General features: G+C 49.8%; 17 protein-coding genes. 14 read left to right on the top strand and 3 right to left on the bottom strand.

Annotation, left to right across the window (positions count from 1 at the left end; genetic code table 11):
• Nucleotides 1–39 precede the first annotated feature (39 nt).
• The 13 genes from yceD (at nt 40) to EFO84_RS11115 (ending at nt 9374) form a co-directional block, all read left to right on the top strand.
• Nucleotides 40–564: a 23S rRNA accumulation protein YceD gene (gene yceD / locus EFO84_RS11175; protein ID WP_127348132.1), complete on the top strand. Its 525-nt coding sequence runs from the start codon at nt 40–42 to the stop codon at nt 562–564.
• Between the two features lie 18 nt (nt 565–582).
• Complete coding sequence (rpmF, locus tag EFO84_RS11170) at nt 583–753, top strand: 50S ribosomal protein L32 (protein WP_127348131.1); 171 nt, start codon at nt 583–585, stop codon at nt 751–753.
• 23 nt (nt 754–776) lie between these two features.
• Nucleotides 777–1802: a phosphate acyltransferase PlsX gene (gene plsX, locus EFO84_RS11165; protein WP_127348130.1), complete on the top strand. Its 1026-nt coding sequence runs from the start codon at nt 777–779 to the stop codon at nt 1800–1802.
• Between the two features lie 9 nt (nt 1803–1811).
• On the top strand, nt 1812–2771 hold the full coding sequence (locus EFO84_RS11160; RefSeq protein ID WP_127348129.1) for a beta-ketoacyl-ACP synthase III: 960 nt from the start codon (nt 1812–1814) through the stop codon (nt 2769–2771).
• A 14-nt stretch (nt 2772–2785) separates the two neighbouring features.
• Nucleotides 2786–3709 carry an ACP S-malonyltransferase gene (gene fabD / locus EFO84_RS11155; RefSeq protein ID WP_127348128.1) on the top strand — a complete coding sequence of 308 codons (924 nt, stop codon included), beginning with the start codon at nt 2786–2788 and terminating at the stop codon, nt 3707–3709.
• Nucleotides 3706–4446 (top strand): 3-oxoacyl-ACP reductase FabG, encoded by a 741-nt coding sequence (gene fabG, locus EFO84_RS11150; RefSeq protein ID WP_127348127.1) that lies wholly within the window; start codon nt 3706–3708, stop codon nt 4444–4446. Before fabD ends, fabG begins: the two co-directional genes overlap by 4 nt.
• Before the next feature lie 127 nt (nt 4447–4573).
• Nucleotides 4574–4810, top strand: a complete 237-nt coding sequence (gene acpP, locus EFO84_RS11145) for an acyl carrier protein (protein WP_127348126.1) — start codon at nt 4574–4576, stop codon at nt 4808–4810.
• 58 nt (nt 4811–4868) lie between these two features.
• On the top strand, nt 4869–5660 hold the full coding sequence (gene pabC / locus EFO84_RS11140; RefSeq protein ID WP_127348125.1) for an aminodeoxychorismate lyase: 792 nt from the start codon (nt 4869–4871) through the stop codon (nt 5658–5660).
• A complete protein-coding gene (gene mltG, locus EFO84_RS11135; RefSeq protein WP_127348124.1) occupies nt 5630–6646 on the top strand; it encodes an endolytic transglycosylase MltG in 1017 nt (338 codons plus the stop codon). Before pabC ends, mltG begins: the two co-directional genes overlap by 31 nt.
• 2 nt (nt 6647–6648) lie before the next feature.
• On the top strand, nt 6649–7281 hold the full coding sequence (tmk, locus tag EFO84_RS11130; protein ID WP_127348123.1) for a dTMP kinase: 633 nt from the start codon (nt 6649–6651) through the stop codon (nt 7279–7281).
• 2 nt (nt 7282–7283) lie between these two features.
• Nucleotides 7284–8237: a hypothetical protein gene (locus EFO84_RS11125; RefSeq protein WP_164742438.1), complete on the top strand. Its 954-nt coding sequence runs from the start codon at nt 7284–7286 to the stop codon at nt 8235–8237.
• Between the two features lies 1 nt (nt 8238).
• A complete protein-coding gene (locus EFO84_RS11120; RefSeq protein WP_127348121.1) occupies nt 8239–8565 on the top strand; it encodes a PilZ domain-containing protein in 327 nt (108 codons plus the stop codon).
• Between the two features lie 11 nt (nt 8566–8576).
• Nucleotides 8577–9374 carry a TatD family hydrolase gene (locus tag EFO84_RS11115; RefSeq protein ID WP_127348120.1) on the top strand — a complete coding sequence of 266 codons (798 nt, stop codon included), beginning with the start codon at nt 8577–8579 and terminating at the stop codon, nt 9372–9374.
• 192 nt (nt 9375–9566) lie between these two features.
• On the opposite strand, the gene ansA is transcribed toward EFO84_RS11115, so the two are convergent.
• Both ansA and sppA read right to left on the bottom strand, forming a co-directional pair.
• Nucleotides 9567–10583 (bottom strand): asparaginase, encoded by a 1017-nt coding sequence (ansA, locus tag EFO84_RS11110; protein ID WP_127348119.1) that lies wholly within the window; start codon nt 10581–10583, stop codon nt 9567–9569.
• Nucleotides 10584–10600: 17 nt separating this feature from the next.
• Nucleotides 10601–12454: a signal peptide peptidase SppA gene (gene sppA / locus EFO84_RS11105; RefSeq protein WP_240642701.1), complete on the bottom strand. Its 1854-nt coding sequence runs from the start codon at nt 12452–12454 to the stop codon at nt 10601–10603.
• A gap of 175 nt (nt 12455–12629) precedes the next feature.
• Here sppA and EFO84_RS11100 point away from each other — a divergent pair, with 175 nt between their 5' ends.
• A complete protein-coding gene (locus EFO84_RS11100; RefSeq protein ID WP_240642700.1) occupies nt 12630–13148 on the top strand; it encodes a nitroreductase family protein in 519 nt (172 codons plus the stop codon).
• Nucleotides 13149–13160: 12 nt separating this feature from the next.
• Here EFO84_RS11100 and asnS read toward each other — a convergent pair whose 3' ends face one another.
• On the bottom strand, nt 13161–14561 hold the full coding sequence (gene asnS, locus EFO84_RS11095) for an asparagine--tRNA ligase (protein ID WP_127348117.1): 1401 nt from the start codon (nt 14559–14561) through the stop codon (nt 13161–13163).
• Nucleotides 14562–14622: the final 61 nt, after the last annotated feature.

Genomic DNA, 14622 nt, shown 5'->3' with positions numbered 1-14622 from the left:
CTTGTTTTCAAACGGCTAATCCATTAACATTCGCGCCCTATGCAGAAGGTTCGTGTACCGATTTCGGTCGATCCGGTTAAAAGTGCCGGTAAGCAATTGAGTTACCTCGGTTTAATTCCGGGGAAAAACCTTGTGCGTTTGCAAGAGCTATTGGTTGAGGCTTGTCCTGACATCGATGCGCAAATCCATTTTGACGTGGATGAGCAAGGCATTAAGGTCATTCGCGGACACGCTGAAGTGACTGTGGTAGTGGCTTGTGAGCGCTGTGGTGACCCAATGATCTTACCTGTGCAATGTGATTTTGTGTACGCACCAATCACAAAGCGCCAAAAGGCCACCGATATGCCAGAGGAATACGAGCCCATAGATCTTGATGAGCTTGGTGAAGTTAATCTGCATCAAATAGTTGAAGATGAATTGATGTTGACGATGCCTGTGGTGCCTAAGCACGATGAACAGGCCTGTCGAATTAAAGCGGATGCAATGCAGTGGGGCGAGTTAGACCCGAGCGCCGAGGCAAAGGAAAACCCTTTTGCCGTATTGCAGTCCTTAAAGCGTAAATAAACCTAGGAGATAGCTGAAATGGCTGTACAAAAGAGTAAGAAAAGTCGTTCTGCCCGTGGCATGCGTCGTTCACATGACGCGCTGAGCGGTCCAACTTTATCAATCGATTCTACTTCTGGCGAAACTCATCGTCGTCACCATGTGACTGCTGATGGTTTCTACAAAGGCCGTAAAGTAGTCGGTAACTAATCGACGCTGGTGGATGTGCGGCAATGGCCACACTGACAATAGCAATCGATGCAATGGGGGGCGATAACGGCCCCTCAATTGTTATTGCCGCGCTGCAACAAGCGCTCAAGCAATTTTCTGATACACACTTCGTAGTCGTCGGTGACGAAACCGAATTGCTGCCGCTGCTGCAGCGTGAAAAACTCATTGCACACCCGCGTTTAACCCTCAAGCATGCAAGCCAAACCGTAACTATGACCGATAAGCCCGGTTATTCGTTGCGAGCCAAACCTGATTCATCTATGCGCGTTGCGCTAGAACTGGTCGCTGATGAAAGCGCTGATGCCATGGTGAGTGCCGGTAACACCGGTGCGCTGATGACCAAAGCGTATTTTAGTTTGAAAACTTTACCCGGTATATTGCGCCCAGCACTGATGTCAGTTATCCCTCAGGCGCGCGGTGGTAGTGCGATCATGCTTGATCTCGGCGCTAACCCAGTGTGTGATTCTGATACCTTGTTTCAGTTTGGCTTAATGGGTTCGGTCGCAGCACAACAAGTGTTAGGCGTAGAACTGCCGCGTGTTGCCTTGCTGAATATGGGTGAAGAAGAAATTAAGGGTAATGATGTGGTGAAAGCCACAGCGCAATTGTTTCAGCAGTCGCAGCTGGTGAACTATATTGGCTTTATTGAAGGCGATGATGTATTTTCTGGCAAAGCTGACGTGATTGTCTGTGATGGTTTCGTCGGTAATATCGCACTAAAAAGCTGCGAAGGCTTAGCTGATTTATTGTTAAACAATATCCGCAGTAATATTCACGACCATTGGTTGACCCGTTGGTTTGTGAAACTCTTTTATAAACGTCTGCAACGTTCGTGGGATTGGCTGAAGCCCGACCACTACAACGGAGCGAGTCTGATAGGATTGCGTGGAGTCGTTATTAAAAGCCACGGTGATGCTAATGCGAGAGCCTTTTATAGTGCTATCGAGCAAGCCGTGCATGAGGCTCAGCAGCACCTCCCGCAACGTATTCGTGAGCGGGTGGAACAGGTTCTCCTCGAGCAGGAATAAGACATCATCATGCGATCAGTGATTACCGGCAGCGGCCATTATTTGCCCGCTCAGCGCTTAACCAATGCCATGTTAGAACAACGTGTCGATACCAGCGACCAATGGATCGTCGAACGTACGGGCATTCGTGAACGACGCATTGCTGGAGCCACAGAAACCCCTGCCAGCATGGGCGTAGCTGCCGCCCGACAAGCCTTACAAGCGGCTTCTTTGAGTGCTGATCAACTGGATCTGATTGTGGTCGCAACCACCTCGGGTGAACGGGCATTTCCCAGTGTAGCCTGTGATATTCAAGCGGCTTTAACCAGTAACAATATTCCTGCTTTCGATGTGGCGGCAGCCTGCTCTGGCTTTATCTTTGCACTCAGTGTCGCTGATCAATATATTCGTAGTGGTACCTACCAACGGGTGTTGGTGATTGGCACCGACGCATTGTCACGGCTGTGTCATCCAGATGACCGCAATACCCTGATACTATTTGGTGATGGTGCCGGAGCCGTGGTGCTTGAGGCCGGCCAGCAGGGTGGTATTTTGTCGACGCATTTACACAGTGCCGGTGAATTTGCTGACTTACTTGGCGTACAACATCCGAAGCGGCATGAGCCAGAAGCGCTCAGCGAAGCGTGGATGTATATGAAAGGCAGTGAAGTATTTAAAGTAGCGGTAAGCAAGTTGAGCGAACTGGTACAAGAAACACTGGCTGCTAATCAACTGGACGCCAGTGATTTAGATTGGCTGGTGCCCCATCAAGCCAATATGCGTATTATTAGTGCCACCGCTAAGAAATTAAAGTTACCGATGCAACAGGTGGTGACGACGCTAGATTATACTGGCAACACCTCAGCCGCATCGGTACCGATTGCCCTTGATGTTGCAATTCGCGAGGGTAAAATTCAACGCGGTCATAAATTATTGCTTGAAGCCTTTGGCGGCGGTTTTGCCTGGGGTTCGGCGTTTATTGAATATTAAGCAAGGATTCATTCATGCAAGCTTATGTATTTCCTGGCCAAGGCTCACAGACGGTCGGAATGTTGGCCGATGTAGCAGCCGCTTATCCGCTGGTTACTGAAACCTTTGCCGAAGCGAGCGCGGTGTTAGGCTATGATTTGTGGCAGTTGGTGCAACACGGCCCGGCGGAACAACTTAATGACACGCAGCGTACCCAGCCGGCGTTGCTAACTGCGAGTGTGGCCCTGTATCGGGTATTGCAGCAAGCCGGCGTGCCTGCGCCGCAGTATTTTGCCGGGCACAGCTTAGGTGAGTACTCAGCGTTGGTTTGCGCAGGCGTATTATCGTTGCGTGATGCAGTGGCGCTGGTAGCCGCCCGTGGTGAGTTTATGCAACAAGCGGTGCCAGCTGGTATAGGCGCAATGGCTGCGATCATTGGCTTGGCCGATGATGAAGTGGTCGCTGCCTGTGCTGAAGCTGCCGCTGATGAAGTGGTGGCGGCGGTCAATTTCAATTCGCCTGGGCAAGTGGTGATTGCTGGCCACAGCGCTGCTGTAGCGCGCGCTGGTGAGGCCTGTAAGGCACGCGGAGCGAAACGTGCGTTACCATTGCCAGTCAGTGTTCCATCGCATTGTGCGTTGATGCGCCCAGCTGCTGAGCAACTCGCTGCGCGGTTAGCACAGCTGCACTTGCAAGCCCCGACAATTCCGGTGATCAATAATGTCGATGTCAGCGCCGAGCAAACACCTGAAGCTATTCGTGATGCCTTGGTGCGGCAGCTGTATTCACCGGTACGCTGGACCGAGACAGTGGCATTTTTAGCTGCCCAAGGGGTCACAGAATTGGTTGAAATTGGTCCAGGTAAAGTATTAACTGGGCTTAATAAACGTATTGTTGACGGAATACAAGCCGATGCTTGTAATACCGTTGAAACACTTCAAGCAAGGATTCAAGCATGACAACATCTATGCAGGGCCAAGTGGCCTTAGTCACCGGCGCTACTCGCGGCATTGGTAAAGCCATTGCACTGCAACTGGTCGCGCAAGGGGTTAAAGTGATTGGTACCGCGACCACCGATAGCGGTGCGGCAAGTATTTCAGATTATTTGGGCGACCATGGCGAAGGGCTAAGCTTGAATGTCGCCGACGAAGCCAATATTCAGGCGGTTCTTGCGCACATCGATAGCCACTATGGTCAGCTCGATATTTTGGTTAATAACGCCGGTATTACTCGCGATAATCTGCTCATGCGCATGAAAGACGATGAGTGGGATAGTGTGCTTGATACCAATTTGAAATCAGTATTTCGCCTTTGTAAGGGCGTGATGCGCGGTATGATGAAGCGCCGCAGTGGCCGCATTATCAATATTTCCTCAGTCGTCGGCACCACCGGTAATCCTGGCCAAACTAACTATTGTGCCGCTAAAGCGGGCTTGGTTGGCTTTACCAAAGCTCTAGCCAAAGAAATTGCGGCACGCGGTATTACCGTCAATTGTGTGGCGCCAGGCTTTATTGATACCGATATGACCAAATCGTTAACAGACGACCAAAAGCAGGCTATATTTAGCAATATTCCGGCAGCGCGCTTAGGTCAGCCAGAAGAAATTGCCGCTGCGGTGGTGTTTTTAGCATCGCCCGGTGCCGCTTATATCACCGGTGAGACCATTCATGTGAATGGCGGTATGGCAATGATTTAAAAGTGCAAGCGCTGGGCAAAGGGGTATGACCTGTTAGGCTACGACTATTTTTTGCTTTATTAATGGCGCTGCATTCACTACACTAAGCCGAATTTTGAACATGTGACCGAAAATCAAGGGAAACACAATGAGCACTATCGAAGAACGCGTTAAAAAAATCATCATCGAACAACTGGGTGTTAAAGAAGAAGAAGTTAAACCAGAAGCTTCTTTTGAAAACGACCTAGGCGCTGACTCACTGGACACAGTTGAGCTGGTGATGGCGTTAGAAGAAGAGTTTGAAACTGAAATTCCAGATGAAGAAGCGGAAAAAATCAAAACGGTTCAAACCGCTATCGATTACATCAAGAATCACGCGAGCTAATTACACTTCGGTGTGATCACTTGCTAAGGAGGCGGAATGAAAATTCCGCCTTTTTTCTATGTGGCATAACGGTATTCACCTCGCTGCGCAGCAGCTAGACCGCGGTCTGCAATTTGCCGACGGGCATTTCACCACGTTACTGGTTCAGCACCAGCAGGCGCTGCTGTGGCCCGCGCATTGGCAACGCTTGCAACTGGCTTGTGAACGCTTGCGTATCAGTTTACCCGATCAACAACGTGTGCATGATTGTGTGCTGGCAGCGGCGGCAGATTTTTCCTGTGCAGTGGTTAAAGTCATCATCACTCGCGGTTCAGGCGGGCGTGGTTACAGCCCCCACGGTGAGTATCAAAGCCAATGGTACGTCAGTGCAACGGCGCATCAACCGACAGTATTGGCGCCCGCCAAGCTCGGTGTTGCTGAATTGCAGTTAGGTTGTCAGCCACTTTTGGCAGGGTTAAAAAGCCTTAATCGTCTGGAGCAAGTGTTACTGGCCGATGAACGTGAGCAACGCGGTTATGACGAGCTGGTGGTGCTTGATCAGCATCAGCATGTCACTGAAGCGGTGAGTAGCAACATATTTTGGCGCGTCGGTAAGCGTTGGTATACGCCACAATTAAGCGCTGCAGGTGTAGCTGGTGTGCTAAGACAGCAGGTTCTGCAGTTAGGTTTGCTCAGTGAAGTGGCATTAGGTCACTTTAAATTAGCGCATCTGCTTGCTGCAGAGCAGGCGTTTTTATGTAATTCTGTACAAGGTTTTCGCGCAGTAGCCACGCTTGATGGGCAAGCCTTGGCAGACGTCGAAATACCAGAGACTCTTTCATGTTGGTGGCAGTCAAACGTATCCTCATAAGCCTGTTGACAATGGCGATGCTGGTGATCAGCATCGGCTTGGCGGCCAGTTGGTGGTTACTGCAACAGCCACTGAGCAACTTACAGCACGGTCAATTACTCGAAATTAGCCGCGGTGCCAATGCTGGCACGACAGTGCGCTTATTAGCGCGCGAGAATTTACTCAAATTTCCACGTTTGGCCTATTACAGTAGCCGTATCTGGGTTAATCCTGCACACCTTAAAGCGGGGGTGTATCAGCTTGAGCCCGGGCTAACCTTGCGCAGTTTCTGGCAACGCCTTGAGCAGGGCCAGCAGCACCAATTCCAGATCACCCTGATTGAAGGTCAAACGTGGCGGCAGTGGCAGCAACAATTGCAGCAACATCCATACCTGCAAGGGCGCAGTCAGCAGTTGAATGAGAATGAACTGCTGAAGGCGATTGCCGGCCCAGCCGCGACCTATTTGAGCCTGGAAGGCTTGTTGATGCCCGATACCTTTAGTTATCAAGCCTACAGTGACGACCTCACGCTATTGCGCCAAGCGCATCAAAAATTGTTGGCTGAGCTGCAACTACAATGGCAACAGCGCGCCGACAACTTACCCTATAAAAACCCCTATGAACTGCTGATTATGGCCTCGATCATAGAAAAAGAGACCGGTATGGACGGCGAGCGCGCTCTGGTTAGTTCGGTGTTTGTGAATCGTCTCAACGCCAACATGCGCTTACAATCTGACCCAACCACTATTTATGGTATTGACGATTTTGACGGCAACTTGACCCGCGTTCATTTGCGTCAAGAAACGCCTTATAATACCTACCGTATTGCTGGCCTGCCGCCAACACCCATTGCCATGGTTAGCCGCGCCAGTTTAGCAGCTGCGGCACAGCCAGCGCAGAGTGATTATTTTTACTTTGTTGCAGATGGCAGTGGTGGGCATGTATTCTCGCAAACCTATGAGCAACATCAGCAAGCGGTCAATCGCTATCAACGGAAGCAACGCTAAGCATGACAGCTGGAAAATTTATTGTCATTGAAGGTCTAGAAGGGGCGGGTAAAAGTACCGCTATGGCGCACGTTTGTGCGCTATTGGAGCATTATAAACTGCCGTTGAAAACAGTCCGAGAGCCGGGCGGTACGCCATTAGCTGAGGCCCTGCGCGGGCTGGTCAAGCAGCATTGGCAGGAGCATATTGCCGAACAAACAGAATTATTACTGATGTATGCCAGCCGCGTACAATTAGTCACTAATGTCATCAAACCCGCATTGGCTGAGGGTCATTGGGTGGTGGGTGACCGTCATGATTTATCATCACGTGCCTATCAAGGCGGTGGCCGGCAATTAGGCGATACGCTATTACAGCAATTAAAACAGTTGGTGCTGGGCGATTTTAAACCGGATTTGACCTTGCTGTTAGATATAGACCCAGCAGTTGGCCTACAGCGGGCACGGCAACGTGGCGATCTAGACCGCATTGAACAAGAGCATCTGAGTTTTTTTGAGCGCACCCGGGCGCGTTATCTAGAGCTAGCGGCAGCCGACCCTAGCATCGTGGTGATTGATGCCGGACGTGATATTAGTGCGGTGCAACAGCAACTCACGGCGGCGCTTACCGAACAGCTGCGGCATTGGGGGTACTAACCGTGCAGTTGCCCTGGCTACGACCGTTATGGCTGACTTTACGCAATGATTTAGCGCAACAACGTTTGAGCCATGCGCACTGCATTGCTTGGCAACCCGAATTGGGTAGTGATCGGTTGATCCAACAGTTTGTGCGCTTGTTGTTATGTCAGCAACCTCAGCAACAAGCCTGTGGACGCTGTAAAAGCTGTTTATTGGCCGCGGCTGGTAGTCATCCCGATTACTATGCTTTGGATAGCGTCGATGATAAGGCTATTGGGGTGGATGTAATTCGCGAGCTGACCTCACAATTACAGCATACTGCCAATCAATTTGGTGGCAAAGTGGTGTGGATCAATCAAGCCGATCGGATGACGGTGACCGCCGCTAATGCTCTGCTAAAAACCTTGGAAGAGCCAACCGCCGATACCTATTTTATCCTCAGCCCTCGGCGCGTCTCGAGTTTGCTACCGACGTTGCGCAGTCGCATGCAGATTCATGTGATTAGCCCACCTGAGCTGAGTATTTTGCAGCAGTGGTTAGCGCAGCACTTACAACGTCACCCGAGCGCGGTAGAATTGCAGTTATTGCAGCAACATCCACAAGCGCCAGTGCAGGTGCTGCGTTGGATTGAAAACAATGACTTTCCTGCTGATCGCGTCACTGTGTTGGCAACTGCATGGTTTGGTCAGCAACGCTGGCCCGATCTGGATCGCGGTGACTGGTCGAGTTGGCTCGATGCCAGTGAACAGTTGCTCGGAGACTTACTGCGCATTCAACAAGGTTTACCTGTTGAACAGTTGCGTCAACCGAGTTTATTAGCGATGGCCAAGCCATGGCTGAAGCAGCAGCAGATATCTGCGAGCCAGTTCAGCGAATGGTTGAAATCGTGTTATGCTACGCGCAAAATGGCAACTGAGCAGAGCGGCTTAAACGGCGCCTTGCTGGTGCAATCGTTATGGGCGAGGTGGCGATAATATGGCAGTCAAACGGCTTACTATTGAAACCGAAGAGCAACTGCGGCGGGCTTATATGCCATTTATCAAGCACGGTGCGCTGTTTCTGGCCACCGAAGAACGCTTTAAATTGGCTGATGAATTAACCGTCGTGGTGCGCTTGCCCGGTGATACTGAGGATACCTTGGTGAAAGGTACGGTGGTGTGGTTGTCGCCGGCTACGGCAGGGCGCTCAGAACAACGTGGTATTGGTATTCAATTCAAAGACGATAAGTCGCATTTACGCAATCGTATTGAGACTAAATTAGCTAACTTGGGTAATTCTGGTACACCCACCGCGACCATGTAGTAGGAGTAGTCGTGTTTATTGATTCTCACTGTCACCTCGACAAGCTCGATTTAAGCTTGTTTGATGGTCAATTTGCCAACGTCATTGCCCAAGCGAAAGCCGCTAAAGTAGAGCGCATGCTCTGTATTGGCGTGACTCTGGAAGAATTTCCGGCCATGCAAGCCTTAGTAGCAGATTATCCCGAAGTAGTCATTTCTTGTGGGGCGCATCCGCTTTATATCGCTGAGCATGATCTGGCACGCGAGCAATTATTGGCCTATGCGCAACAAGATAACGTGGTAGCCATAGGTGAAACCGGGCTTGATTATTTTTATGCCGCCGATACTAAAGCACAACAGCAACAAAGCTTTAGTTACCATGTTGAGGTGGCACGGCAGCTTGAGAAGCCGTTGATTATTCACACCCGTGACGCCCAGCAAGATACCCTAGATATCCTTCGTAATGGTGGCGCCGAGCACTGCGGTGGCGTGTTGCATTGTTTTACGGAGTCACTGGCTATGGCAGAGCAAGCCATTGAACAACTGGGCTTTTATATATCAATTTCAGGGATTGTCAGTTTTGCCAACGCCAAAGCGCTGCGTGATGTGGTCAAGGCGTTACCGATAGAGCGTTTGTTGATTGAAACAGACAGCCCGTGGTTAGCACCGGTACCACACCGTGGTAAACAAAATCAGCCGGCTTATGTGGCCGATGTAGCCCGTTGTATTGCTGAGGTGAAAGGATTGACGATTGAACAAGTCGCCGAACACACTAGCCAAAATTTCTATCAATTATTTGGTCGTGCGCAGCGTGGTTCGCTACCGAGTTAGTCTTTGCTTAAAAATTGCATAAAAAATATGCAGAAAAAATTAGCATTTTAGCCATAGCGGTCTAGACTAGTTTTTACCCCTCGAATAATTTCGAGTTAGCGCACGGCTCAACCTGATTGAGCCATTCCCCTGAGCTCGGGATCCTTCCAATTGATCCCGAGCCTTTTTTTGCCTAATTTTCAATTAGTGAATTTATGCAGATAATTCGCCACGTAGATTGGTTTCGAGCAAGGTTCGAATTTCTGCGCTTGGCAAGGATTGTGAAAGCAGATAGTGGAGTTTGGTTAAAGCCGCTTCTATGGTCATGTCATGACCGCTGACGACACCAATTTGCGCTAAGGCATTACCCGTAGCATAGCCGCCCATATTTACTTTGCCTTTAAAACATTGGGTGAGGTTCAGTACGATAGCACCGGCTTGGATACCACGTTCTATGCTGGCGAGTAATTGCGGGTTCTGTGGCGCGTTACCAACCCCGTAACTTTGTAAGATCAGGGCCTTTACCGGCTGCTGCAATAAGTTATCCACGATCTTGGCAGAAATACCGGGGTACAAGGTCACTACGCCAATTGCTTGTGGCGTTACCGCTGTCAGCTGCAGCGGCTGTTGACCTAAGGGTTGAATCTGACCTTCCACGACGTTGATTTGAATACCGGCCTCGAGTAAGGCTGGAAAGTTAGGCGAGTCAAATGCTTGGAAGCCATTGGCATCGGCTTTAGTGGCACGATTACCGCGATAGAGCAGGTTATTGAAGAATAACGCGACTTCATGAATAGGGTAGTTAGCAGCTATATATAAGGCATTCAATAGATTAGTTTGGCCATCAGAACGCAACGCTGCCAGCGGAATTTGTGAGCCAGTAATGATTACCGGTTTAGCCAAATTCTCAAACATAAACGACAGTGCTGAGGCAGTATAAGCCATGGTGTCAGTACCATGTAAGATAACGAAGCCATCATACTCATGGTAATTACGTTGGATATCCTCGGCAATATGCAGCCAATCGGCTGGCGTCATGTCGGATGAATCCATTAATGGGGCGTATTCAGAGATGGTAAATTCGGGCATTTCTGGCCGAAAGAACTCGGGCATATTGCCCACGCATTCAGATAAAAAACCTGGCACAGGAATATACCCCTGTGCCGATTTTTGCATACCAATAGTACCGCCGGTATAGGCGACGTAAATGCGTTTACGTGGTGCGGTCATAATTGTCCTTCGGCTACTTAATCCGTTGGACAAAGCTCACACAAAGCGTAGCTGCCACGCGGATCATTAAACTGTTGCAGCACGCTCAATTGTTGCCATACATGGCGTAACTCTTGTTCAATTGGGCTGATGCTCGGAGTCAACATGCTATCGGGTAATAATACCTGTGCGTCGCCAAACATACTATGCAAGAATTGCTCGCGAGCACTCAATTCTTCCTCGACTACAACTACTTGGTAGTCGCTGATTTCAGCGCGCTGCGCAGCAGCCGAGATAGCATCATCAAGTTCACCGAGTTGATCCACTAAGCCGAGTTCTTGCGCTTTCGCGCCAGTCCATACACGACCCTGCGCCACCGCATGAACTGCGTCATAGGTCATGCCGCGGCTGTCAGCAACCATACTGACAAAGTCACGATAAAATTTATTGATGCTTAGCTGGATCACATCGCGTGCTTCATCGGTCAGCCCACGTGTCACATCAATAATGGGTAGCTCGGTGGTGTGATAGCCATCGTTGTATACACCAATCTCGGCCAATGCACGCTCACCGGTAAAGAACATACTGAACACGCCGATAGAACCAGTAATGGTATTGGGTGAGGCCCAAATTTCATCGGCGCTGGCGGCAATCCAATAGCCGCCTGAAGCTGCGACTGAACTCATCGAAGCGATAACCGGGATACCGGCTTTTTGCAGCTCTAATACTTCTTGACGAATCACCTCAGAAGCAAAGCCACTGCCACCAGGACTATCGATGCGCAATACCACGGCTTTAGTATTTTCGTTCAAACGCGCTTTGCGCAGTAGGGCAGCGGTACTATCGCCACCAATACTGCCGGCGCGCTGACGGCCATCCATAATCACGCCACGGGCAACTACTAAAGCGATTTCAGCGCTATCGCCTTGCTCGATCTCGACATTGTCTTGTTGTTGCGCTTGTAAGTAACTATTGTGGTTGATTTGCTTCCACGTATCCGACTCTTCATCAAGGCCGGTTAGGGCGATTTGCTGCTGCCGAAATGCTTCACGGGTTAGCAATTCATCGACCAAACCCGATTGCAGAGCAAATTGTGCCATATCGTTATTGTATTCGCTCATAGCGGCGCGGAAGTCATCCATACTACCACTCAGAACTCGGGCATCGAGATCACGTTGGTTGGTTAAGCCGTTCAGGTAAGCTACCCACAGAGCGTCATAGAGCTCTTTATTGGCAAGCCTAGCTTGCTCTGACATATCGTTACGAATATATGGTTCAACCGCTGATTTAAAATCTCCCGCCTTAAATACGTGTGTGCTGATTTTGAGTTTTTCGAGCAAATCTTTGTAATACAAGCGGTAGCCGCCAAAGCCTTCAAACATCATGCCACCGAGCGGGTTCATACCAATGAAATCAGCATGAGCGGCGAGGTAGTATTGTGGCTGTGAATAGAAATCGGCATAGGTGCGCACTGGTTTACCACTCTGCCGAAATTTAGTCAGGGCCTCGGCAACCAATTGCAATTTGTTTAAACCGGCGCCCGAAAAGCCACGTAAATCAAGGTAGATACCACTGATACGCGCATCATTAGTGGCTAACTCAATACTTTCCAGTACCTCACTGAGTAGTGTTTCAGGTGGGGTACCGCTACCGCCAAATGCTCCGTCAAAGAATTCATCGATAGGGTCGACGTAGGTTTTTTGTTCTACCAAGCTGCCACGCAAGTTAAGCACAAGCATACCGTTCTCTGGAACCACAATAGGCTCATCCTCAGCGAAGATCAGCACTACCAATGCCGCCAACACAACAAAGAAAATCACATTAAGAATGATCTTCCGAATGCTGTTCAAGAGGCCAAACAGCTTACCAAAGACGTTAGCAATAGCGCTCATTATCGAAGCTTCCTATGATTAAAAATTAACGTGCAGCAAGCATACTTAAGAATTAGCCGAATCACTAGTCAGAGAATGTAACAGAGCGTGATCTTTTGCTAAGCTAGAGGCCTTGCAGAAACGATAAGGTCGATTGTGTATGTTAGCACTGGAGTTATTAACAAAACGCTCATCTATGCCACGTTTGCAGGCGCCGGCGCCAAGTGCTGAGCAACTGCAGGTGATGTTCAGTGCAGCGGCACGGGCACCAGACCATGGTCAGCTTATGCCTTACCGTTTTATAGTATTTAACCAGCACCAGTTGCCGGTGTTAGCACAGTTCTTCGGTCAAGCGGCACAGCAGCAGCAACTCAACCCGCTTGAGGTTGAACGGGCCCAGCAACTGCCGCTACGCGCGCCCCTAGTGATTGTTGCGCTTGCACACTATCAGCAGCATGACAAAGTGCCACAATGGGAGCAATTAGCGAGTGCTGCTTGCGCCACCAGTTTGCTCCAGCAAGCCGCATTTGCTCAGGGTTTAGGAGCGATTTGGCGGACTGGTTGGCTGACTGAAAGTACACTGTTAAAGCAACAGTTAAAGCTGCACGACAACGAGGCGATTATTGGCTTTATGTATGTTGGAACACCTGCGGTAGATACCCCCACCAAGCCAGACAAAGATTGGTCTGGCAAGGTGCAATTCTGGGGTAGCTAAGACTACTGTGGGTTAGAAATCTGCGGTTTTTGGCGCGCGAGGGAATGGGATCACATCGCGAATGTTGCCCATTCCAGTCACATAGGTGACCAAACGCTCAAAACCAAGGCCAAAGCCAGCGTGTGGAACGGTGCCGTAGCGGCGCAAGTCACGATACCAGCTGTACTGTTCCAGCGGCAGGTTCATCTCGCTCATGCGCTGATCAAGACGCTCAAGACGTTCTTCACGGGCACTGCCACCAATAATTTCGCCAATACCTGGCGCTAAAATATCCATCGCCGCAACCGTTTTACCATCATCGTTTTGGCGCATATAGAAGGCTTTGATGTCCTTCGGATAGTTTTTCAACACTACCGGCGCACCCACGTGCACTTCGGCTAAATAGCGCTCATGCTCGGATTGTAAATCGGTACCCCATTGCACTGGGTAATCGAACTTTTTGCCGCAGTTTTGCAAAATAGTCACTGCATCGGTGTAATCCATGTGTACAAACTTGTTACTTACCACATGATTGAGGCGATTAAGCACGTCTTTATCAACGCGCTGCTGGAAGAATGCCATATCATCAGCACGCTCAGTTAACACCGCATTGATGGCGTACTTGAGCATGTCTTCGGCCAAATAGGCAATATCATCTAAGCCAGCAAAGGCAACTTCTGGCTCGACCATCCAAAACTCAGCTAAGTGACGGCTGGTATTGGAATTTTCGGCGCGGAAGGTAGGGCCAAAGGTATACACTTTAGACAACGCACAGGCGTAGGTCTCAACGTTTAACTGACCTGAAACAGTCAGAAACGCCTCTTTGCCAAAGAAGTCTTTGCTGTAATCTACAGCGCCCTGTTCGGTACGAGGTAAGTTGAGCATATCGAGGGTCGATACGCGGAATAATTCACCTGCACCCTCAGCATCTGAGGCGGTAATAATTGGCGTTGCCACCCACAAATAGCCGCGCTCATGAAAAAAGCGGTGAAGGGCTTGCGACAGACAGTTACGCACACGCATGACGGCGCCGGTAATATTAGTACGCGCGCGCAAATGGGCAAACTCACGCAAATATTCCATGGAGTGCGGTTTTGGCGACATCGGATAGGTATCTGGGTCTTCAACAAAACCAAACACCTCGATAGCCGTAGCTTGCAGTTCAAAGGCTTGACCCTGGCCTGCTGATTCCGCAACAGTGCCGGTTACGGCAACACTACAGCCAGTGGTGAGGCGCAGTACATCGGCGTCATAATTGCTGATGGTATTGGGAATAACAGCCTGAATAGCATCAAAACATGAACCATCATGCACATTGATAAACGAGATACCGGCTTTTGAATCACGGCGGGTACGCACCCAACCGCGCACGGTGACTTGTTCACCAACCGCACGTTTTCCCGATAATACATCGACAACTGTAGCGAACGACATGGGCCTACAAACTCCATTTAAGTGGTAGCAAAAAGGGCAAAGCGCTATGTTACCGCGCTTT

It is taken from the genome of Pseudidiomarina mangrovi, assembly GCF_003999375.1.
Lineage (GTDB): Bacteria > Pseudomonadota > Gammaproteobacteria > Enterobacterales > Alteromonadaceae > Pseudidiomarina > Pseudidiomarina mangrovi.
Note: the sequence above shows the minus strand (reverse complement) of the source record. Positions and strands in the feature narration are given on the sequence as shown.

Bases quoted from the DNA above. Each gene is read 5' to 3' on its own strand.
- yceD (WP_127348132.1), top strand. From the start codon at position 40: ATGCAGAAGGTTCGTGTACCGATTTCGGTCGATCCGGTTAAAAGTGCC.
- rpmF (WP_127348131.1), top strand. From the start codon at position 583: ATGGCTGTACAAAAGAGTAAGAAAAGTCGTTCTGCCCGTGGCATGCGT.
- plsX (WP_127348130.1), top strand. From the start codon at position 777: ATGGCCACACTGACAATAGCAATCGATGCAATGGGGGGCGATAACGGC.
- EFO84_RS11160 (WP_127348129.1), top strand. From the start codon at position 1,812: ATGCGATCAGTGATTACCGGCAGCGGCCATTATTTGCCCGCTCAGCGC.
- fabD (WP_127348128.1), top strand. From the start codon at position 2,786: ATGCAAGCTTATGTATTTCCTGGCCAAGGCTCACAGACGGTCGGAATG.
- fabG (WP_127348127.1), top strand. From the start codon at position 3,706: ATGACAACATCTATGCAGGGCCAAGTGGCCTTAGTCACCGGCGCTACT.
- acpP (WP_127348126.1), top strand. From the start codon at position 4,574: ATGAGCACTATCGAAGAACGCGTTAAAAAAATCATCATCGAACAACTG.
- pabC (WP_127348125.1), top strand. From the start codon at position 4,869: ATGTGGCATAACGGTATTCACCTCGCTGCGCAGCAGCTAGACCGCGGT.
- mltG (WP_127348124.1), top strand. From the start codon at position 5,630: ATGTTGGTGGCAGTCAAACGTATCCTCATAAGCCTGTTGACAATGGCG.
- tmk (WP_127348123.1), top strand. From the start codon at position 6,649: ATGACAGCTGGAAAATTTATTGTCATTGAAGGTCTAGAAGGGGCGGGT.
- EFO84_RS11120 (WP_127348121.1), top strand. From the start codon at position 8,239: ATGGCAGTCAAACGGCTTACTATTGAAACCGAAGAGCAACTGCGGCGG.
- ansA (WP_127348119.1), bottom strand. From the start codon at position 10,583: ATGACCGCACCACGTAAACGCATTTACGTCGCCTATACCGGCGGTACT.
- sppA (WP_240642701.1), bottom strand. From the start codon at position 12,454: ATGAGCGCTATTGCTAACGTCTTTGGTAAGCTGTTTGGCCTCTTGAAC.
- EFO84_RS11100 (WP_240642700.1), top strand. From the start codon at position 12,630: ATGCCACGTTTGCAGGCGCCGGCGCCAAGTGCTGAGCAACTGCAGGTG.
- asnS (WP_127348117.1), bottom strand. From the start codon at position 14,561: ATGTCGTTCGCTACAGTTGTCGATGTATTATCGGGAAAACGTGCGGTT.